Origin of the sequence: Streptococcus infantis, from assembly GCF_019929575.1 — a bacterium.
Classification (GTDB): domain Bacteria; phylum Bacillota; class Bacilli; order Lactobacillales; family Streptococcaceae; genus Streptococcus; species Streptococcus infantis_L.
The window spans coordinates 40,143-62,787 of the sequence record NZ_JAHZPU010000002.1 but is presented as its reverse complement, the minus strand read 5'-3'; the positions used below and the strand labels follow the sequence as shown (position 1 = coordinate 62,787).

Sequence of the window (22,645 nt, the reverse complement as noted above, 5' to 3'; positions counted from 1 at the left end):
TTTATCAGTAGTTTAAGAACTCTCTATTTATAGGATTAGCAGTCAAAAAATGGTATAATGAAAGGTAATGAAAAAATAGACGAGGCTGAGATGAAACTACTTTATACCGATATCCGGACTTCTTTGACAGAAATCCTGACCAAGGAGGCTCAAGGACTGGTTGCCCAAGGCAAACGAGTCTTTTACATAGCTCCTAACTCTCTTTCTTTTGAAAAGGAACGTGCCGTGCTGGAGTGCTTGAGTCAGCAGGCTTCTTTTGCGATCACAGTCACGCGCTTTGCTCAAATGGCTCGTTATCTGGTTTTAAACGATATACCCGCGAAGACTAGTCTCGATGATATTGGTCTTGGTATGGCTTTTTATAAGTGTCTATCAGAGATAGAGGCTAAGGATTTGCGTGTTTATGGGGCTATTAAGCAAGATCCGCAATTCATCCAACAACTGATTCAGATTTATCATGAAATGACAACTGCTCAGATGAGCTTTTTGGATTTAGAAAGTCTATCTGACGCTGATAAACGTTCTGATTTACTCTTGATTTTTGAAAAGGTAACAGCTTATCTGAATCAAGGTCAAGTTTCGCAAGGGAGTCAATTATCATATCTGATCAATGCTATCGAAGAAAAAAAAGTAAGTAGTGATTTTAGTAAGATTGCCCTAGTCATTGATGGTTTTACCCGATTTTCTGCAGAAGAAGAACACCTAGTGGATCTACTTTATCGTAAGGGTGTTGAAATTGTTATCGGGGCTTATGCGACTAAAAAAGCTTATACAAGTCCATTTAGTGAAGGTAACCTCTATCAAGCCAGTGTTGAGTTTTTGAGACATTTGGCCTTTAAATATCAGACTAAGGCAGAAAATACTTATCAAGAACATGAGAAACTTGATGCCTTTGCCAAAGCCTCAAGACTACCAGAAAGTGCTTATGATTATTCTGAAATTAGCTTAGAAGTGGATGCTAAGGATAGAGAAGACTTGCAAATCTGGTCTTGTTTGACACAAAAAGAAGAGCTGGAGTTAGTTGCTCGTAGTATTCGCCAGAAATTGCACCAAGAGCCAGAACTTAGTTATAAGAATTTTCGAATTCTACTTGGAGATGTAGAGTCTTATAAACTGTCCTTGCAGACAATTTTTAATCAATATCAGATTCCATTTTATCTGGGCAAGAGTGAGTCCATGGCTCATCATCCTTTAACGCAATTTGTAGAATCCATCGGGCGTTTGAAACGATACAATTTTCGTCAAGAAGATTTGATTAATCTCCTACGCACTGGCTTGTATACTGACCTTAACCAAGAGGAAATTGATAGCTTTGAACAATATCTTCGTTATCTAGGTATTGATGGTCTTTCTAGTTTTAAACAAGAATTCACAAAAAATCATCATGGGAAATTTGATTTAGAAAAATTAAATAAGCTTCGTGTTCGTGTTCTAAATCCATTAGAAACGTTATTAACCAGTCGTAAGCAAAAAGCTGAGAATCTTCTTGCAAGATGGAGCAACTTTTTGAAAGATGCTTATTTGACCAAGCAATTACAAAACTTATCTGCAACGATGGAAGTAGCAGAGCAAGAAAGACAAGAGGAGGTCTGGAAAGCCTTTTGCCACGTAATGGAGCAATTTGCAACCGTATTTGAAGGTTCTCAGGTCACTTTGGATGATTTCTTGGCTCTTCTACATTCAGGAATGTCCTTGTCCAATTATCGTACGATCCCAGCAACGGTAGATACTGTTCTGGTGCAAAGTTATGATTTGATTGCACCCTTGACAGCTGATTACATCTATGCAATTGGTTTAACTCAAGATCATTTACCCAAAATTGCTCAAAACACCAGTTTGTTGAGTGATGAAGAAAGAGAAGTGCTAAACCAGGCAACTCAAGAAGGTTCTAAATTACTGATTGCAAGTCAAGAAAACCTCAAGAAGAATCGCTATACTATGCTTTCGTTGGTTAACTCTGCTAAGAAGCAATTGGTCTTATCGGCGCCAAGTTTACTCAATGAAAATGAGAGTAAAGAGTCGGTATATCTGAAAGAATTACAAGACTTTGGTTTTAGCAAGATTGAAAAGAGAATTGACCGAAAAAATCTATCGAAAGATGACATTGGTTCTTATCACAGTCTTTTGTCTAGTCTGGTTGCCTATCATCAGCAAGGTGAGAGTGAGACAAGTGACCAAGACTTAACTTTTGTAAAAGTTCTGGCTCGTGTGATGGGTAAAAAGTTGGAAGACCAAGGTTTAGAAAATCCAGTTTTACCAACAAGTCCAAAGAGCAAGATTTTAGATTCTGAAACTTTGAAAGCCTTGTATCCTGAAGATCAAGATTTCTATCTATCTACTTCTGGATTAACAGAATTTTACCGTAATGAATACAGTTACTATCTCCGATATGTTTTAGGTTTGCAGGAAGAATTGCGTCTCCGTCCTGATGCTCGAAGCCATGGGAATTTCTTGCATCGTATCTTTGAGCGGGCATTGAAAATGCCGAGCGATGAATCCTTTGATTGTCGTTTAGAACAAGCTATCTCTGAAACCAGTCAAGAACGTGAGTTTCAAGCTATTTATCAGGAGAGTTTGGAGGCTCAATTTACTAAGGAAGTCCTCTTGGATGTCGCACGCGCTACTGGACATATTCTTCGACATAATGCGGATGTTGAAACGATTCAGGAAGAAGCTGTCTTTGGTGGCAAGGACCAAGCCTTTATTCAGCTAGATAATGGTCGTAATGTCTATGTTCGTGGGAAGGTTGACCGAATTGACCGTTTGAAAACTTCTGATGCTATCGGTGTTGTAGATTATAAGTCTTCTTTGACTCAGTTTAAGTTTCCTCTCTTTTATAACGGTCTTAATTCGCAATTACCAACCTATCTAGCGGCCCTCAAGCAAGAAGGGAATACGGATTTCTTTGGAGCTATGTACCTAGAAATGGCTGAACCAATTCAGTCATTACAAACTGCAAAAACTCTTTCTAAAGCAGTAACAGAAACCAATAAGACTATGAAATACCAAGGCCTCTTTCTTGAAAAAGAGATAAAAAACCTTGGAGAGTTTTACAATAAAAACAAGACTTATCAGTTGTCTGATGAGGAATTCCAGTTATTGTTGGACTATAATGCCCTTCTCTACAAAAAAGCGGCAGAGAAGATTTTATCTGGTGAATTTGCGATCAACCCTTATACAGAAAACGGTAGAAGCATTGCACCCTATGTTCAACAATATCAAGCTATTACAGGTTTTGAAGCCAATTACCATCTAGGTCAGGCGAGATTTTTAGAGAAAGTTGCCAAGAGCAATGCCAAGGAAACTTGGTTCAATAAAATCAGAGAGGAGTTGGAGCGATGAAATTTTTATCTCAAGAAGAGATTGCAGCATTGCAAGTAGCAGAAGCTCAGTCTAACAAGAAACCAAAGAAAACAGCTGAACAAATTCAAGCTATTTATAGCTCTGGTCAAAATATTTTGGTTTCAGCTTCAGCTGGTTCGGGAAAAACTTTTGTCATGGCTGAACGAATTCTTGACCAACTAGCGCGTGGAGTAGAAATTCGCCAACTCTTTATTTCAACCTTTACTGTTAAGGCAGCTACCGAGTTAAAAGAACGCTTGGAAAAGAAAATTAGCCAACAAATCCAAGAAATGCAAGATCTGGAACTAAAAAAACATCTCGGCAGACAATTAGCTGATTTACCCAATGCCGCGATTGGGACCATGGACTCTTTTACCCAGAAATTCCTGACCAAGCACGGCTATCTTCTTGACCTGTCTCCAAATTTTCGCATTCTTCAGAATGAAAGTGAGCAACTCCTCTTAAAAAATGAGGTTTTTCGCCAAGTTTTTGAAACTCACTACCAAGGCAAGGATAAAGATAAATTTAGTCGATTGGTTAAGAACTTTGCAGGAAGAAGCAAGGACGCGCGTGGACTGCGTAAACAGATCTATATGATTTATGACTTTTTACAATCCACTAGTAATCCTCAGGCTTGGCTAGAAAATTCCTTCCTAAAAGGTTTTGAAAAGGCTGATTTTACGGTTGCTAAAGAAACCCTTGCAGAGGATATAAAAGAAAGACTTTGGGATTTAGAAAGCTTTTTCCGTTACCATTTGGATAATGATGCCAAGGAATTTGGCAAAGCAGCTTATTTAGAATCTGTCCAACAAGTTCTAGATGAGATCGGTTCTTTAAGCCATGAATCTACTTTTGAGCAATATCTAGAAGTTTTAGAGATAGTTGTTAGTATCTCTAAGGATAAGGGAGGTCGTGCTCTTACAAATGCTAGTCGTAAGGCTGAACTACAAGACTTGAAAGAAGTCTACAACCAAGAGAGAAAAGAAAAATTTGAAAAGCTGATTGAACTCAATGACCAAATCACTTTACTAAAATTTCAAGAAGATTATCATCAAGATTCCTGGGACTTGGCAAAGACATTCCAAGTCTTCATGAGGGATTTTGTTGATGCCTATCGACAACGGAAGCGCGAAGAAAATGCCTTTGAATTTGCTGATATTAGCCACTATACCATTGAAATTTTAGAAAACTTCCCACAGGTGCGTCAAGAGTATCAGGAACGCTTCCACGAAGTTATGGTCGATGAATATCAAGATACCAACCACATCCAGGAGAGAATGCTGGAACTCCTCTCAAACGGTCATAATCGTTTTATGGTAGGAGATATTAAGCAGTCTATTTATCGTTTTAGACAGGCAGATCCCCAAATCTTCAACGAAAAATTTCATAGATTTGCTCAGGAAAGTGAAGAAGGTCAATTAATTCTACTTAAAGAAAATTTCCGTAGTAGTTCAGAGGTTCTAGATGCTACGAATGATGTCTTTAAACATCTCATGGACGAGGAAGTAGGAGAGATATCTTATGACGGTATGCATCAACTTGTTTTTGGAAATACTGATATTCAAGTAAATCCTGAAAACAAGGCAGAAGTTCTCTTATATGATAAGGATGATAGCGATTCTGATGATGAGGAACTTGCAACCAACAAATTAACTGGTGAAATGCGCATGGTGCTTAAGGAGATACTGCATCTCCACAATGATAAAGGTGTCCCTTTCAAGGATATTGCACTCTTAACTGCCAGCAGAAGTCGCAATGATCAGATTTTACTTGCCTTGTCTGAGTATGGGATTCCAGTCAAGACAGACGGAGCTCAAGCAAACTATTTGCAATCGCTAGAAGTGCAGGTTATGTTGGATACTCTTCGTGTCATCCATAACCCTCTTCAAGATTTCGCTTTAGTGGCTTTAATGAAGTCTCCAATGTTTAGCTTTGATGAGGATGAATTGGCTCGTCTCGCTCTCCAAAAATCTGAGGATAAAGTTCAAGAGAACTTTTATGAGAAATTAGTTAATGCTCAATCGAAAACTAGTCTTCATAAGGATTTAATTAAGTCTGAACTTCATAAAAAATTAGAATTTTTCATGGAAACAGTCCAGGGTTGGCGCTTGTATTCCAAAACACATTCTCTTTATGACCTCATTTGGAAAATCTATAGCGACCGCTTTTACTATGACTATGTCGGTGCGTTGCCAAATGGACAGGCTAGACAGGCAAATCTCTACGCCCTTGCTCTAAGAGCAGATCAGTTTGAAAAGAGTAATTACAAGGGATTATCCCGTTTTATTCGAATGATTGACCAAGTCTTGGAAGCCCAGCATGATCTTGCCAATGTTGCTGTAGCACCACCTAAGGATGCAGTAGAACTTATGAGTATTCATAAGAGTAAAGGGCTTGAATTTCCTTATGTCTTTATCCTCAATATTGATCAAAAATTCAACAAGAAGGATACTATGTCTGAGGTTATCCTCAGTCGCACAAATGGAATTGGGTTAAATTATGTAGCTAGAGTCGCTACAAATGCAAAAGAGGAATTTGTTCCATCTACCATTAAATTATCTATCCCTAGCTTGACATATACTCAAAATGAGGAAGAACTCCAATTAGCAAGTTATTCTGAACTCATGCGTTTGCTCTATGTAGCCATGACACGTGCTGAGAAAAAATTATATTTAGTTGGAAAAGGTTCTCGTGAAAAGTTAGAATCTAAAGAATATCCGACAAATGGGCAAGGTCTTTTGACTAGAGAGACTAGACTAGACGCTAGTAATTTCCAAGATTGGATTTGGGCCATTTATCAAGCATTTTCTAAGGAGGATTTGCATTTCACTGTGCGCTTTGAGGGTGAAGAAGACCTAACCAAAGAAGCTATCGGAGAATTGGAAAATAAAAGCCAGCTCCAAGACCAATCCCAAGCAGATAATCGCCAGTCAGAAACCATCAAAGATGCGTTGGAAATGCTAAAAGAAGTGGAAATGTATAATCAAGTCCACCGTGCAGCAATCAATCTTCCAAGTGTACAAACCCCTAGTCAGCTTAAAAAATTCTATGAACCTGTCATGGATATGGAAGGTGTAGTAGTAGCTGGTCAAAGTCAACTAAAAGAAAGCACTGTTCAATTCAACCTTCCTGATTTCTCTAAAACTAAGAAAGTTACTGGTGCTGAAATTGGTAGTGCTACCCATGAACTCATGCAGAGAATTAATCTAGCTAAGAAACCCACTTTAGAGACTTTAACAGAGGCCTTGGAGCAAGTTCAAGTAAGCTCGGATGTCAAATCCAAAATCAATCTAGGAAAAATTTTATCCTTCTTTGATACAGCTCTCGGTCAAGAGATTCTTGCAAATCAAGATAAACTCTATCGAGAACAACCTTTCTCAATGTTAAAAAGAGACGAAAAAAGTCAAGAAAACTTTGTTGTCCGTGGAATCTTAGATGGTTATCTCCTCTACGATGATAAGATTGCTCTCTTTGACTACAAGACAGACCGTTATGAGCATGCTAGTCAGCTTATTGAACGTTATCGTGGTCAATTAGACCTCTATGCAGAGGCTCTATCTCGTTCATATCAGATAGAAACCGTTGAAAAATATTTGATTCTACTTGGTAAAGACCAAGTAGAAGTCGTTAAACTTTAAAAAGAAAGGAGACATCATGTCCATTCCTGTTAGAAAAAACTTATATGATGCAGTTTTAGAGGCCTCTAAAGCCGATACTTGGGAACAAGCTACCAAAGAATGGAGTGAAGTTTCCTTGATTTTTAATGGAATCGGTCGAAGCAATTGTGTCTGCGGTAATGCTATTAAGTATGCTTATGAACTTTTTAACGGAGTTACTGGCAAACGACTTTTTCCCATTGGGAGTGACTGTGTGCGTCATTTCCAAAGAATTAGCCTAGATCAACAGCTAGAAGAGGAGGAAAAACTTCTCAGAAAGCTTGAAAATCTAACCAGAAAGGCCCAGAAAAAAGAAGCCATTCGAGTTAATAAAACAGATTTTGATGAGCGACTGATCAACTGGCTATGGAATAAGGGAGCTTTTAAGTCAAATCGAGGTAATCAATTCTCACCAGAAAAGGATTATCAACTCTTTTTGGAGGTATTTCAAGGTGGAAGTTGGACTAAGGCAGAGCCTTTGAAGAAAGCTCGTATGGAAGAAGTCCTTGAGAAATTTATCAAACCCTTTCTACTTGGAAAATCTGACGATCAACTCTATCTTGTTAAACTGGGAAAAGAAAAAATTGACTATGAGCAAGAACTTCGCATCAAAGCTGAAAAGGAACGAAAGAAGCGAGACAAGATTGCAAAACAATATGCAGATAACCTGGTTCTAGCAATGGGACCAGCTGAACGTGCCTATCAAGATTACTTTGGACTGAGCGAAACACTGACTCTAGAAGAACGTCAGTGGGAAAAGATTCTCTTCGGTAAAAATCGGACAGAACGTTCTATAAAATCAAAACAGTATCAAAGAGAACTCGAAAAGGATCAACGTATTGCTAGTCAAGATCCCCTTGAACGAAAACAAAAGCAAGTATGGTTGTTAAACTCTTATTTTCAAGATATTCCAGAAGAAAAAGCTCGCTTTTCTCGACTTTTAACCATGTATCGAAAAACTGGAGAAATCCCATTTTCAACTGACTATCTCTCTAACACTTTGTTTGACTTTTTCTACAAAATGAAGGCTTTTGAATTTGAAATAGCACCTGATCAGGTACGTGATTTTCTAAAGGAATGTTTAGATGCAGAAAATCTATCGTCCGCTCAAAAATCTTGGATAGAAGGCATTTTAACCAACTGCATCAAACCTTTTTTAGAAAGAATGATAGTATGGCAGTAGTTTTCGTTCTTCATGGAGAAACTCATTATTGTTAAAATTATGTCTCTAAATCATTTGACATAATTTTATTTATGTAACAACATTAAAAATTAGAAAGAAACTATGTCAAAAGAAATCGATATCGAATATTATCACCAACTAGCCTTGCAAAAACAAAAAGAGCATCGTAAGTTTTTAGGAAATCTAAAGAAGAAAGCTCCTAAAAATTTAGATAAAATTGCGCTTGAAATCCATCAAGAAGTTTTTAATGAAATTGATTGTACAGCCTGCGCTAACTGCTGCAAGAGTCTTGGTCCAGACTTCAAAGAAGCAGATATCACACGTATTGCCAAGTATTTTAAAATGAAATTGCCAGCCTTTGAAGCTGAGTTTTTGCAGGTAGACGAGGATGGAGATAAGGTCTTCAAATCTATGCCCTGTCCATTTTTAGGAGGCGATAATCTCTGTTCCATCTACGACGTCCGTCCCAAAGCCTGTCGTGAATTTCCACATACTGACCGTAAGAAGATTTACCAAATCAATAATCTTACTATTAAAAATACTCTAACCTGCCCCGCAGCCTATCTCTTTGTTGAAAGATTAAGAGAGAAAATAGACTAAGTACTCTCATTGTATGATAAGATACATCCTCAAATACAGTTGTTATTTGAGGGTTTTTGTATATTTATTTTTATCTGAAAATTCAAACCATATTTTTAGTAAGTGATAAGTCCTTTTCTTTAAGCTTAAAGTTTTTTAAACTTTTTCTTAAAGAAAACTGATATAAGGTATCTTTAAGCGGTATTCTGTATAGTTATACCATCATCAAAGAAAGAGGTGTCGATATGAACTACATAGTCATTCCAGCTTATCAACCAGATAAGCAACTTATCAAACTCATCGAAAAAATTCACGAAAAGAGTGATTTTCATATCCTAGTTATCGACGACGGCAGTTCATCAGAGTGCCAAAAAACCTTTGATAAAGCTGAGCAATATGCCACAGTACTCCGTCATGAAATTAATCAGGGGAAAGGACAAGCTCTGAAAACAGCCTTTTCTTATATCCAAGAACAAAACATTTATGGTACGGTTGTCACAGCAGATGCGGATGGCCAGCACAAGGTTTGGGATATTTTCCGTACAGCCAATAAGGCTTCCGAAAATCCAAATAAGCTAATCTTGGGTGTACGTGCCTTTTCTGGAAAAGTTCCCCTTCGTAGCCGTTTTGGTAATAGCTTAACCAAAGCACTCTTTAAGCTTCAAACAGGAGTAGGAGTAACAGATACGCAAACAGGACTTCGTGCCTTTACGACAAACCTGATACCTTTTATGTTAAAGATAGAAGGTCAACGTTACGAATATGAAATGAATATGTTGCTCGAAGCAACGAAAGAATACGAGATTCTAGAAGTGCCTATTGAAACTGTCTATATCAACGATAATGAGGCTTCACACTTCCGTCCAATTCATGACGGGCTCATGATTTATAAAAATATCTTTAAATTTGCCTTATCATCTCTCAGTAGCTTTGTTGTAGACTATGTCGTTTACGCCCTAGCAATCTTGATATTGCCGACAGTTCCGACGAGTCTACGAATCTTTCTAGCAAACGGAGTCGCTCGTGTGACTAGCTCTATTTTCAACTATTCTACAAATAAAAAACTAGTCTTTAAAAATGACGATAGCCTTGTGAAAACAGGAATGGGATATTTTGGTCTAGCAATCGGACTCTTTGTCCTAGATACGCTACTGATTCGTCTTTTCTATACTGTCTTTGGAATCAACCTTCTAATCGCTAAAGTTATTTTCGGGATTCTTCTCTTTGCTGTCTCTTGGACAGTGCAGAAGAAATTCATCTTTAAGGAAAGGACATCAACTGTACTATGAAATTTTTAAAAAAACGCTATGCTTACGCCTCAGTTCTCGGCTTACTCTTGACAGGATCCTTTAGTTACTCAATGCTAAAGACCTTTGTCCTTGCTGAGACAATATCAACAGTCGCTACAACTAGCACAAGTTCCAATGCTGCAGCAGCAAGTCAAGCTGCTAAGACAGCTACCATCACAGACTCCAGTTATAAAGATGACAATATTTCTATTAATTTGACTGAAACGACGGTCAATAATACGCAAGTCTACGTTGCAGATGTTAGTCTGAATTCATCAGATTATCTAAAGACAGCCTTTGCTCAAAATGCTTATGGGACAAACGTAACTGCAAAAACCTCTGTAACTGCAGCTGACAACAATGCTATTTTAGCGGTAAATGGGGACTACTATGGTGCTAACTCAACAGGCTATGTTATTCGTAATGGAGTTGTTTATCGTGATACTGTTCGTGAAGATTCTAGTAATGGCGACTTAGCTATTTATAAAGACGGCTCTTTTAAGATTATTTACGAAGATCAGATTTCAGCTGAGCAATTAGTTAATGATGGTGTCGTCAATCTCTTGGCTTTTGGACCAGCCTTGGTTGAAAATGGAGAAATCTCAGTAGGTACAAACGAAGAAGTAGGACAGGCCATGGCATCAAATCCTCGTACAGCTATTGGTATTATCGATGAAAACCACTATATTATTGTTGTTTCGGACGGACGTACCTCTGAAAGTGAAGGTCTTTCTCTTTATCAGCTTGCTGAGATTATGAAATCTTATGGAGCAAAAACTGCCTACAACCTTGATGGTGGTGGATCATCGACACTATATTTTAACGGTCAGGTTATCAATAAGCCAACGACTGGAGGAAACAAAATTTCAGAAAGGGCGGTGAGTGACATTGTCTACATCGGTTACTAATCTTGGCAAAAAACGTTTTAAAAAAACAGTCATTTCTTATACACTAATCTCTATTTTCTTCTTTACATTTTCTAGAATTTACGAAGCTTTTAGTTTTGGAGAAACTTCTGTTCATATGCACTATTTGTTTGCAGTACCTCTTGTCGGGGGAATTCAACTTGCAATATTTTTAAAAGTTCTCCCTCATTTCTCTCGTATTAGTCTAAATCTATGGAATTCGGCAGTAGCAACTATTACAGCAGGTACACTATTCCGTGGAATTGTTAATCTCTCAGGACGTTCTACAACCTTGGATGCACCCTACTGGTATGTTGGGATAAGTTTTGCAATACTAGCAATCATTACTATTTTTATCAATCCAAACCTTTGGAAGAATAATGCTAGCAAAGTAACTAAAACGAAACGAAAAGAGATCTATGGTCAGGCATAATTTTATAAAAAAGTAGTCGTTCAGCTTATGTTCGACTACTTTTTATTGACTTTTATTTCTAAAATATTGTAGAAATATTACAAGTTCTTTTCTTCTGAAAGATACTACTTTTATATTTAACAGAATATTGTATAATATAGTGGATAAATACTGTTTTTTACACAATATATAGAAACATCAAATACACTATTTAGGTATTTGTAAGGAGAAAAGAATGAAGAAAATATTGCTGGCAAGTACAGTTGCCCTCTCTATGGCAGGTTTTGCAAAAACGACCGTCTATGCCGAGGATTCTCAAGCTACCAATAATGTTCAATCATCAGAAAAAATTGCTACCAATACAGTAAGCAATGAGAAGAAAAATCAAAGCGAAGCTGAAAAAGCAACTTCTCAAACTCCAGAGACCAAAGAACAACCTTCAAAAGAAGCAGTAGTAGAGGTAGTTAACAAAGAAGGTTGGCAAAAAGAAAATAACCAATGGCGTTATTATGAGGAAAATCAGCCCGTTTCAAATTGGAAAAAAATAGCGGGTGTTTGGTACTATTTTAATCAAGATGGCATCATGCTTAGTAATACTATTTTTAATGATTACCTATTGAATAATAGCGGTGCCTTGGCAGAATCTTCTTGGGTAAAAATTGACAACCAATGGTATTATGCCACTGAGGACGGGAAAGTTACTCGTAATAATTGGAAAAAGATAGCTGGTGTTTGGTATCGATTCGATGAAAATGGTATCATGATTAGCAATGCTGTTTACTATGATTATCTATTCAAAGCAAGTGGTGTCTTAGCTGAAAATAGCTGGGTAAAAATTGGTGATAAATGGTACTACGGTAATCAAGCAGGAAAAATCAATCGTGACAAGTGGGAAAAGATTGATGGCCTATGGTATCGATTTGATGAATCTGGTGTCATGCTAAGTGCTACTATTTATAAAGACTATCTTCTCAAGACTAGTGGAGCTATGGCGGAAAATGCCTGGGCAAAACTCGAAGATAAGTGGTATTATACTACAGCATCAGGAAAAATTATTCGCGACAAGTGGGAGAAAATCAGCGGTTCATGGTACTATTTTACTAAAGACGGTGTCATGTTAAGTAGCCAATGGAAAGAGAAATACTATCTAAAAGATAGTGGCGCCATGGCTAAAAGCGAATGGATTTTCGATGAAAAATACAAGAGTTGGTTCTACCTCAAGTCGGACGGTACCTATGCTGAAAATCAATGGGTAGGTTCTTACTATCTCAAATCTTTTGGTTATATGGCCAAAAATGAATGGATTTTCGATAAGGACTACAACGCTTGGTATTATCTAAAAGAAGATGGAGTCTATGTAACTGGTAACTTCACCATTAATGGAAAAGACTATACTTTCCAAAGCAACGGAAAATGGATTACTGATACAGCTTCATACTATAAAGTAAAACCAATTACAGCAAATGTATATAGCGCTTCTGGTGAGAAACTTAGCTATATTTCGCAAGGAAGTATTGTAGCGATTGATGGAGCTGAAGCCAAAGACGGTCGACTTCCGGTCAAAATTTCAGGCCTTTCAGGATATATGAACAAGAGTGATCTAGTAGCAGTCAGCTCAGATAGTGACTTCATTCCTCACTATGCCACTGACGGTAATTATCTTTACCATGAGTTATCACCTTACGCAAGTATTCGTGTAGCACCTCATAGTTCATCAATGGCAATTGGTAAAAAATACTATTCAGCTGATGGCAAGAACTTTGAGAACTTTACAGTTGAAAATCCTTTCTTATTTAGAGATTTAAGAAAACCAACCAATTACACAGCTGAAGAATTAGATAAAGTCTATTCTCTTATGAATATCAAAGGAAGTCGTCTAGCAGGTAAGGGAGCAATCTTTAAAGAAGCTGAGGAACGCTATCAGATTAACGCTCTCTATCTAATCGCCCATAGTGCCATAGAAAGTTCATGGGGACGTAGCCAAATTGCTAAGGATAAAAACAACTTCTTTGGCATTGCCGCTTATGATACAACACCATATGATTCAGCTAAAAGCTTTGATGATGTTGATAAGGGTATCTTGGGTGCAGCCAAGTGGATCCGCGAAAATTACATCGATAATGGCAGAACATACCTTGGAAATAAAGCGTCAGGGATGAATGTTCTTTATGCCTCAGATCCATACTGGGGAGAAAAAATTGCAAGTATCATGATGAGAATCAACAGCCAGCTTGGTGAAAAAGATTAAGAAACATTAAAATCGATAACGACTGCAAAGTGGTTATCGATTTTGCTTATCAAGAGAAACTTGAGGAATTTTGTTTATGAAACTGAATTTTGATCATATGCACAAAAGAGGGATAAATCTAAAACACTTAGGGATTAATGCATACGCTTATAGTTCCTCAGTTATCCTAGACTTACTTGTTATTGTCAAAGCGAATAATCTGACCATATTAGGTGGAGATGTGTTTTGCTACAAAAATGGTCAATTAACACATACTTATGACAATTGGTATTACGAAAAACAAAATTCGACTAGCGATTGTAGCAAATCCATTCATCAAACAGAAAAGTATATCAGCAACTATGTTAAAAATCATGGTGAACACTATTATTTTTCAATCGTTTTAGACGTTTTAGACAATGAGGAATTTAATTTGTGACTAATTTACTTAGAAAACATTTAGCCAACTGCATTGAATCAAGCGTCAAATATGAGAAATCGTGTTATAATAAAAGATAGTGATTTATTTTATGAAAAATGATATCTATTTAGTTTTTTAATATGGATAAATAGATACAAATCCAATAAAAGAAAGGAATTTTACAGAATGGCAACTATTCAATGGTTTCCTGGGCATATGTCCAAAGCACGACGTCAGGTCCAGGAAAATTTAAAATTTGTTGATTTTGTGACAGTTTTAGTAGATGCACGTTTGCCCTTGTCTAGCCAAAATCCAATGCTGACTAAAATCATCGGGGACAAACCAAGACTATTGATTCTAAACAAGGCAGACCTTGCAGACCCAGCATTAACAAAAGAGTGGCGTCAGCACTTTGAATCACAAGGTATTCAGACACTTGCTATCAACTCTAAGGAACAAATAACAGTAAAAGTAGTAACGGATGCTGCTAAGAAACTCATGGCAGATAAGATTGCTCGTCAAAAAGAACGTGGTATTCAAATCGAAACCTTGCGTACCATGATTATCGGGATTCCAAACGCTGGTAAATCTACTCTGATGAACCGTTTGGCTGGTAAGAAAATTGCTGTAGTTGGTAATAAACCAGGTGTTACAAAAGGTCAGCAATGGCTCAAAACAAATAAAGATTTGGAAATCTTGGATACTCCAGGGATTCTTTGGCCAAAATTCGAAGATGAAACGGTCGCTCTTAAACTTGCCCTAACTGGAGCAATCAAGGATCAGTTGCTTCCAATGGATGAAGTGACTATTTTCGGTCTCAACTACTTTAAAACCCATTATCCCGATAAGCTTCAAGAACGTTTTAAACAAATGAATCTGGATGATGAAGCTCCAGAAATTATTATGGATATGACTCGTATCCTTGGTTTCCGTGATGATTACGATCGATTTTACAACCTCTTTGTCAAGGAAGTTCGTGATGGAAAACTTGGTAATTACACATTAGATACATTGGATGATCTAAATGGCAACGATTAAAGAAATAAGAGAAGCATTAGCAAAGATAACTGATCTTGAAAGTCCCTTGTTCAAGGAATTTGAAAAAGATTCTCGTTCAGGTGTCCAAAAAGAAATTCAAAAGCGGAAAAAAGCCCTTCAAGCTGAAATTGATGAAAATCTCCGCTTAGAGGCTATGCTTAGCTATGAAAAAGAGCTTTACGAGAATGGAATAAGCTTCATTGCTGGAGTTGATGAAGTTGGTAGAGGTCCCTTAGCTGGCCCTGTTGTTGCTGCAGCAGTCATTCTGCCAAAAAATTGTAAAATAAAAGGCTTGAATGACAGTAAAAAGATTCCCAAGAAAAAACATGAAGAGATTTTTCAAGCCGTTAATACCAATGCTTTAGCAATTGGCATTGGTATTATGGACAATAATGTCATCGACCAAGTCAATATCTACGAAGCGACGAAACTAGCCATGAAGGAAGCTATCTCTCAACTTGAACCTCAACCAGAACATCTTTTGATTGATGCTATGAAGTTGGATTTGCCGATTTCTCATACATCCATCATCAAAGGGGATGCCAACTCCTTATCTATTGCAGCAGCATCTATCGTTGCTAAGGTTACAAGGGACAAGATTATGGCTAACTATGACGAAGAATTTCCAGGCTATGATTTTGCTCAAAATGCTGGCTATGGAACTGCTAAGCATCTAGAAGGAATTGAAAAGCACGGTGTCACACCTATTCATCGCACCAGTTTTGAACCGATTAAAACGATCGTTTCAGAAACTAGTAAAAAATAATTAAAGGAGAGAATTATGGAGGAACAATCGGAAATACTTAGTTCCAAGAAAGAATTTGCTTTCGCGTCCAGTACGATCTTAGCTCAAGTAGGGCGAGGTATTATTGTCGGATTAGTCGTAGGACTTATTGTAGGATCATTTCGATTTTTGATCGAAAAAGGCTTTCATATCGTTCAAGGATTTTATCAAGACCAAGAGAATCTGATACGGAATCTATTGATTATTTTCCTTCTTTATCTTTTTATATGCTGGCTTAGTGCCAAGTTAACACGCTCAGAAAAAGATATTAAAGGTTCAGGTATTCCTCAAGTTGAAGCGGAGTTAAAAGGTCTCATGTCTCTCAACTGGTGGAGTGTCCTCTGGAAAAAATATATTCTAGGTATCTTGGCCATTGCGAGTGGGCTCATGCTCGGTCGTGAAGGTCCCAGTATTCAGCTAGGTGCCGCTGGAGGAAAAGGAATTGCTAAATGGCTCAAGTCTAGCCCTGTTGAGGAGCGTTCTTTGATTGCTAGCGGAGCTGCTGCTGGACTTGCTGCAGCCTTTAATGCACCGATTGCGGGGTTATTATTTGTAGTAGAAGAAGTCTATCACCATTTTTCACGATTTTTCTGGGTTTCTACCTTGGCTGCTAGTCTTGTAGCAAACTTCGTTTCTCTTCTCATCTTTGGCTTAACACCTGTACTTGATATGCCGGACAATATCCCTCTCATGGACTTGAGCCAATATTGGATTTATCTGGTTATGGGAATTTTTCTAGGACTCTCAGGTTTTCTCTATGAAAAAGCCGTTCTTAACGTTGGAAAAGTATATGATTGGATTGGTCAAAAGATTCATCTGAATAAGGCCTATTATCCTATTCTAGCCTTTCTCCTTATCATTCCAGTAGGAATATTCCTGCCACAAATACTTGGTGGAGGAAATCAGGTTGTCTTATCCTTAACAGAACAGGATTTTAGTTTTCAAATTCTCTTGGCTTACTTTATTATTCGCTTTATCTGGAGTATGATCAGTTATGGTAGTGGACTGCCAGGTGGTATTTTCTTGCCAATTTTAGCTTTAGGATCCTTACTTGGTGCCCTGGTAGGTGTTATTTGTGTCAATCTTGGCCTCGTTACACAGCAGCAATTCCCTATCTTTGTGATTCTTGGAATGAGCGGGTATTTTGGGGCTATCTCAAAAGCACCTTTGACAGCTATGATACTTGTAACTGAAATGGTTGGTGACATTCGCAATCTCATGCCTTTAGGGATGGTGACTTTAGTTGCCTATATTGTTATGGACCTGCTCAAAGGTGCGCCCGTCTATGAAGCAATGCTTGAAAAAATGTTACCAGAAACCGCAAGTGACGATGGTGAAGTCACTCTTATTGAAATCCCAGTTTCTGATAAGATAGCTGGTAAGCAAGTACATGAACTCAATTTACCACACAATGTGCTCATCACAACTCAAGTACATAATGGTAAAAGTAAGACAGTTAATGGATCTACAAGGATGTATCTAGGTGATATGATTCATCTCGTGATTCCAAAAAGTGAAATTGGAAAAGTAAAAGATTTGTTGCTGTAGGAACCCGTTTACATAATTTATGTTATGTTGTATCAGATAATGATTTAAGAAAAAGATTTTTCAGACTTATTTGATCGACAGATTCTTATAGATGAAAACAATATAAAAACAAAAACTCGGTCCCTAAAAGATGGAATCGAGTTTTTATATTATATTTGAATAGACTGAAGAAGATTAGAAATTTTAAAACTATAAGTTCAATGAAGCAATGAATTACCAAATTATAAGCGATTTTTTCAAAATTAAAAGTTTATGTACAATTGACTTAACGTGAGCTAAACTATTGATACAACTGAATTAGAAGCATAAAGTACATTCTTTAAGGAGTGTACTTTATTTTTATTTTGTACATTATTTTGAAGTGTTATTTTGTATATTTTCTAGTTCATAACATCATCTGATTTAAGGAATTGATTTGTACATTTTTACTCTAATAGGTGCAGAAGAAGTAGTGGTTCAATTGTGCATTTTTTGAAGCTTATTTAAGTTCCTATTGAACGCAAGATATAGATTTTTACTCGTGGTGCTAGTTAATCTCAAAGTATCTCAGATTATAAGTCAGTACAATTTACTCCATTCTCAACTGCAATCCTGTTAAGCCTCTAGCAAGTGTTTGTTCGACATCAAAAAAAGCACAAAGTTCTGAAAATCGAGTTTCAATAGTCCGTCTCATAGCCATTAGTTTACAATGATTATGTTGTTTAGCTCTTGCCATATTTTGACGTAAAGGCGTCCAAAGATGGTAACCTTTCTGTTTCAACTGTTCTCTGAGTTCATAGCTAAGATAAGCTAAATCAGCTAAAACATAGAGTTGAGAACAATTTTCTAGTAAGTCATCAACTGCCCTAATATCATGTACTGAGGCAGGCGTTACAACATAATTCAGAATATAGCCTGATAGGGTGACCAGCATATGTACTTTGAATCCATAGACCCAAAGGTGCTTAGAGGAATTGTAACCAATGTCGGCTAGTTCATTAAAAACATGTGCTCTATGATTACGGACTGGTTGACAACGTGATAAGGGGAAACTATCTATGATGACAATGTTATTGGGAGAAATTTGAGTATTTATGGCTTGCCGAATAATTTGGACTAACCAAATCAACTGCCTTGACCGTCGATTAAACCGACTTCTTTCAAGGAGACACCCACAAGGATTCTTGTTTAGAAGCACCGAATCATCAAGAAGGAGCATCCTGAGGTTCCAGCATTTGAAGAATATGACAAGCTACTTGAAACAATCAAAAAATCCCTATAAAGGGATTTTTTAATACCTATAAAGGGATTTTTTAATACCTATAAAGGGATTTTTTAATACCTATAATACCTTGTGCAAAATAGTCGTATATATCAAAATCAGAGTCACGTTACCTACTATTAGACCAAAAGTCGCAAGCAAGGTCTTTGCTGTACCCGGCTTAAAATCTGCACTAATCAAATATGGCCAAAAGCATACCATTGGGAGAATGGCTATTAATACGCATAGATAGGTAGGAAAGCTTGTCCAAAGAAAGCGTGTCGTCTCTAACCAGTGACCCCATGAAGGTATCACTATTTTGCTTATAGTGAAAATATGCATATAAGGTGGACCACTAGAAGATAAATAGCATACTTTGTCTTGCTCAGTACTTTTTTCTTTTTCATTTTATCTAACTATCCTTGCTAATTATTCTCTCGTTCACCTGCAATATGAACTTTAAAACTAAAATTAACTATATTATTATTCGAATTAATGTCCAAATTCATAAAGTATTGATTCCAAAAGAATTCATTGTTACCTGTTCCCCACTGCACACCGTAATGTCCCAAATATTCACCTCTCGGATTGCTTGGAGTCAGCCATATTTTTTTACCAAATACTTCCTTAAACTTATTTTCATCAAGCTTCTCTAGCAAATCTATACCATCTATATTATATGAAATTCCATATTTTTTAGCAGCAGCTGTGCATTCAGAATCGAAGCAAACCTGCGTAACTACACAGTCCTTCAGTTCCTCATACCTCTTTTTATGCCCGTAAACACCTCTGCAGCCAACTACTACATTCTTCTTTACAAGAAGATAAGTCGATCGTGTGACTGCAGAGTCATATGACTTAAAGCCGTTTGGTACGCTAACCCCAGCTCCTTGGTATTTGGAATAGCTTCCCGTTGTCAAAAGCTCATTATAATTAGGATAATCATGTCTACCATTTGACACATAGATTTCAAACCCCTGGTCTATCAAATCCGAAATCTTAGTCTCTGTAAGATGAATTTCAGTTCTGTCAATTTTAAGTGGAGGTGCGTTATCAGGTAGACCTATAATTATATATACAAACATCAAAAACACGAATATCATAAGCACTGCAACGATACCTATCCAAGATTTCCCGGTTCTCCTTCGTGCATTGAAAAGCGCCATTATAGAAGGCGTGATTATAGCAGCACCAATTGGCGCCGCCCCATGACGGAACATGCCCATGACCTTAAAGGCAATTACAGCGCTAATTAGTATTAAAACTATGTGCACTGCATACTCTCCTAGGCTTAGCTTACTCGTCCTAGTCTGATTATTTGCTGGGGCATCGTACACTGGAACACCGTTCTCAAAGGTGTTCTTCATTCTAAAACGCAGCCAAAACAATATTCCAATAAACACAAATGCCAAGAACACTAGCATTCCGATAAAAACTAATTTTTCCATCTGTAACCTTTTCTCTGACCTAATTATCGTCCATCAAAATTCATATCTAGTCTACCACATTTTGAAATTGTTTTACATTATTTACATACTTGTGCATGAATCAAAAAGTTTTAAAAGGATTTAACGACTTAGCAACGACACAACAAACTCTAATGAATGAGTGGGATTATGTAAATAACCTCCTAATAACAAGTCCAACTGAAATCATAGAGTTGAGTAATATGTCTGTATGGTGGATATGTCAGGAAAACTCAGATCATCGTTATAAAATTCAAGTTAAAGAAAGAATGGCGTACAGAAAACGAAATAAAAAGGCATGTTCGATTTGCAAAGGTTACAGAAGAAAGCAAGAACATTTTATACAGTTTAAAAAAGATATAAAAAATAAGAACACTTTAAGTAATATAAAGTGTTTTTATGTTGTCAAAATGTACATTTGAAAAGTTTTTAGTTTTCACTTAAATAAAGTACATATTACAGTAGATGAATAACTTTTAAAATTTCCAGTATTCACTTAAATATAGTACATAATTAAGAATAATTAGCTCTAAAATAATTTTTGGTTATGGTTTTAAAGATTTAGATATTGCATATATCACTTATAACATCTTTCCGAAAAACTATAATTTTCTTGAAAAATATATCTAGCTATGCTATACTACTTGTATAGAAAGTTTTGGAGAAAAACATGAAACGCGAGATTTTGTTAGAACGTATTGATAAACTTAAACAAGTTATGCCCTGGTATGTTCTGGAATACTACCAATCGAAATTAGCTGTTCCATACAGTTTTACGACCTTGTACGAATACTTAAAGGAATACGATCGATTTTTCACCTGGGTTTTGGAATCTGGTATATCGAATGCTGATACCATGGCCAATATTCCCTTAGACGTTCTGGAGCACATGACCAAGAAAGACATGGAATCCTTCATTCTTTACTTACGTGAACGTCCTCTACTCAATGCCAATACGACGAAAAACGGGGTTTCTCAAACAACCATTAACCGTACACTTTCTGCACTTTCTAGTCTTTATAAGTATTTGACTGAGGAGGTTGAAAACGAGCAAGGTGAACCTTATTTCTACCGTAATGTTATGAAGAAGGTTGCTACCAAGAAAAAGAAAGAAACCTTGGCGGCCCGAGCTGAAAATATCAAGCAAAAGCTCTTTTTAGGGGATGAAACAGAGGGATTTTTGAATTATATAGATGAGGAATACCCTAAAACTCTCTCAAATCGAGCCTTATCGTCCTTTAACAAGAATAAGGAGCGAGATTTAGCCATTATCGCACTCCTTCTTGCATCTGGTGTCCGTCTCTCCGAAGCAGTTAACCTAGATCTTCGTGATCTCAATCTCAAAATGATGGTCATCGATGTTACTCGTAAGGGCGGAAAACGTGACTCGGTTAATGTCGCTGCCTTTGCTAAGCCTTATTTAGAGCAATATCTTGCTATTCGAGACAAACGTTATAAGACAGAAAAGACTGATACAGCCCTCTTTCTGACCTTGTATCGAGGTGTTCCAAATCGGATTGATGCTTCTAGTGTTGAAAAGATGGTGGCCAAGTATTCAGAAGACTTTAAAGTCCGCGTAACTCCCCACAAACTGCGCCATACTCTTGCAACCCGTCTCTATGATGCAACCAAATCCCAAGTTTTGGTCAGCCACCAGCTGGGACATGCTAGCACACAAGTTACCGACTTGTATACGCATATCGTTAATGACGAACAGAAAAATGCCTTGGATAGTTTATGAGATACATAATATAATTTATGTAATGTTTTAGTGTTAAAAAAGAGCGTAGGATTTTTTATCGAATCTTACGCTCTTTTATTCTTTCTATAAAAATTCAATCCAATAATTACGGTGTGGCTCAATAATGACTGGATTTCCCCAGAATGATTTTAGATAGGCCAAGTTTGCAGGGGTGACCGGTCTTTTTTCACCATTGAACTTCTCTGCACTCTCTTCCGTTAGAAAGCATTTAACTGCTTCATATGGTGTACCATCCCTCGCTATTCGTTCAATTCCTAAATAAGCAATTTCATCACCAGCATTTTGAATATCTGTAAATAGTTTACCAATAAAATAAACCGTCTTATTTTTCATTAATTCATAAGCCTTACTATTTTCCAGTCTGTTATTTGCTGCAGCGTACATAATACAAAAACTGTCCACAATATCTTTCAAAGGCATTAATTCTTCTTTGCTGACTATAATTTCGTCGGGAGCAAGTCCACCAATGATTAAGCTTTTATAATGAGGTTGCTGGATGACATTATCTAAAGCCATTCCTAATGGTAGTTGGACAGCTTGATAGCCTAATGGTTCTAGCTCTTGCTTTTTCTGGTCAAGGTGTTCTTGTGTAATACTGATATTCAAATCATATGGACTTGAAGGTTGTTGCTTGCTAAAAAAAGCCACTACTATACGGTCTAACTGTTCAAATAGTCCAAGATTTTCTACTGGTACTTTCATCATTGAATTTGATCCCCTTTTTGTTCAGATTTCCTCTTTATTCTACTCTCATTATTTTTGAATATCAAGTCTAAGATAAAAGATATCCATG

General features: G+C 37.0%; 16 protein-coding genes and 1 pseudogene. 14 read left to right on the top strand and 3 right to left on the bottom strand.

Annotated elements, in window-relative coordinates; translation table 11 throughout:
• The first annotated feature begins 90 nt into the window (after nt 1–90).
• The 12 genes from rexB to K1I67_RS01400 all read left to right on the top strand — a co-directional run bounded on the left by rexB (nt 91) and on the right by K1I67_RS01400 (nt 17,384).
• Entirely contained in the window at nt 91–3,342 is a 3,252-nt protein-coding gene (rexB, locus tag K1I67_RS01455; protein ID WP_223338492.1) for an ATP-dependent nuclease subunit B, read from the top strand.
• Nucleotides 3,339–6,980 (top strand): helicase-exonuclease AddAB subunit AddA, encoded by a 3,642-nt coding sequence (gene addA / locus K1I67_RS01450; RefSeq protein WP_223338491.1) that lies wholly within the window; start codon nt 3,339–3,341, stop codon nt 6,978–6,980. The genes rexB and addA overlap by 4 nt, the downstream gene beginning before the upstream one ends.
• Before the next feature lie 16 nt (nt 6,981–6,996).
• Nucleotides 6,997–8,181: a hypothetical protein gene (locus K1I67_RS01445; RefSeq protein WP_223338490.1), complete on the top strand. Its 1,185-nt coding sequence runs from the start codon at nt 6,997–6,999 to the stop codon at nt 8,179–8,181.
• A 102-nt stretch (nt 8,182–8,283) separates the two neighbouring features.
• Nucleotides 8,284–8,781 (top strand): YkgJ family cysteine cluster protein, encoded by a 498-nt coding sequence (locus K1I67_RS01440; protein ID WP_000031465.1) that lies wholly within the window; start codon nt 8,284–8,286, stop codon nt 8,779–8,781.
• A 224-nt stretch (nt 8,782–9,005) separates the two neighbouring features.
• On the top strand, nt 9,006–10,049 hold the full coding sequence (locus K1I67_RS01435; RefSeq protein WP_223338489.1) for a bifunctional glycosyltransferase family 2/GtrA family protein: 1,044 nt from the start codon (nt 9,006–9,008) through the stop codon (nt 10,047–10,049).
• Nucleotides 10,046–10,957 carry a phosphodiester glycosidase family protein gene (locus K1I67_RS01430; protein ID WP_223338488.1) on the top strand — a complete coding sequence of 304 codons (912 nt, stop codon included), beginning with the start codon at nt 10,046–10,048 and terminating at the stop codon, nt 10,955–10,957. Before K1I67_RS01435 ends, K1I67_RS01430 begins: the two co-directional genes overlap by 4 nt.
• Nucleotides 10,938–11,387 carry a hypothetical protein gene (locus K1I67_RS01425; RefSeq protein ID WP_223338545.1) on the top strand — a complete coding sequence of 150 codons (450 nt, stop codon included), beginning with the start codon at nt 10,938–10,940 and terminating at the stop codon, nt 11,385–11,387. The genes K1I67_RS01430 and K1I67_RS01425 overlap by 20 nt, the downstream gene beginning before the upstream one ends.
• 214 nt (nt 11,388–11,601) lie before the next feature.
• On the top strand, nt 11,602–13,614 hold the full coding sequence (locus tag K1I67_RS01420) for a glucosaminidase domain-containing protein (RefSeq protein ID WP_223338487.1): 2,013 nt from the start codon (nt 11,602–11,604) through the stop codon (nt 13,612–13,614).
• A 76-nt stretch (nt 13,615–13,690) separates the two neighbouring features.
• Nucleotides 13,691–14,032, top strand: coding sequence for an Imm40 family immunity protein (imm40, locus tag K1I67_RS01415; protein ID WP_223338486.1), 342 nt, complete (start codon nt 13,691–13,693; stop codon nt 14,030–14,032).
• Between the two features lie 168 nt (nt 14,033–14,200).
• Nucleotides 14,201–15,052 carry a ribosome biogenesis GTPase YlqF gene (gene ylqF, locus K1I67_RS01410; RefSeq protein WP_049496232.1) on the top strand — a complete coding sequence of 284 codons (852 nt, stop codon included), beginning with the start codon at nt 14,201–14,203 and terminating at the stop codon, nt 15,050–15,052.
• Entirely contained in the window at nt 15,039–15,818 is a 780-nt protein-coding gene (locus tag K1I67_RS01405) for a ribonuclease HII (protein ID WP_223338485.1), read from the top strand. The genes ylqF and K1I67_RS01405 overlap by 14 nt, the downstream gene beginning before the upstream one ends.
• A 15-nt stretch (nt 15,819–15,833) precedes the next feature.
• The gene (locus tag K1I67_RS01400; RefSeq protein ID WP_223338484.1) at nt 15,834–17,384 is read left to right on the top strand and encodes a ClC family H(+)/Cl(-) exchange transporter; all 1,551 of its coding nucleotides are present in this window, start codon (nt 15,834–15,836) and stop codon (nt 17,382–17,384) included.
• Nucleotides 17,385–17,952: 568 nt separating this feature from the next.
• Here the strand turns inward: K1I67_RS01400 and K1I67_RS01395 are convergent.
• Nucleotides 17,953–18,543: pseudogene (locus K1I67_RS01395) on the bottom strand (IS982 family transposase); the annotation flags it as partial.
• 506 nt (nt 18,544–19,049) lie between these two features.
• A complete protein-coding gene (locus K1I67_RS01390; RefSeq protein WP_223338483.1) occupies nt 19,050–20,072 on the bottom strand; it encodes a hypothetical protein in 1,023 nt (340 codons plus the stop codon).
• A 95-nt stretch (nt 20,073–20,167) separates the two neighbouring features.
• On the opposite strand from K1I67_RS01390, the gene K1I67_RS01385 reads away from it, so the two are divergent.
• The gene (locus K1I67_RS01385; protein WP_223338482.1) at nt 20,168–20,512 is read left to right on the top strand and encodes a zinc-ribbon domain-containing protein; all 345 of its coding nucleotides are present in this window, start codon (nt 20,168–20,170) and stop codon (nt 20,510–20,512) included.
• 248 nt (nt 20,513–20,760) lie between these two features.
• The gene (gene xerS, locus K1I67_RS01380) at nt 20,761–21,831 is read left to right on the top strand and encodes a tyrosine recombinase XerS (protein WP_223338481.1); all 1,071 of its coding nucleotides are present in this window, start codon (nt 20,761–20,763) and stop codon (nt 21,829–21,831) included.
• Between the two features lie 84 nt (nt 21,832–21,915).
• On the opposite strand, the gene K1I67_RS01375 is transcribed toward xerS, so the two are convergent.
• Complete coding sequence (locus tag K1I67_RS01375) at nt 21,916–22,557, bottom strand: hypothetical protein (protein WP_223338480.1); 642 nt, start codon at nt 22,555–22,557, stop codon at nt 21,916–21,918.
• Between the last annotated feature and the right edge of the window lie 88 nt (nt 22,558–22,645).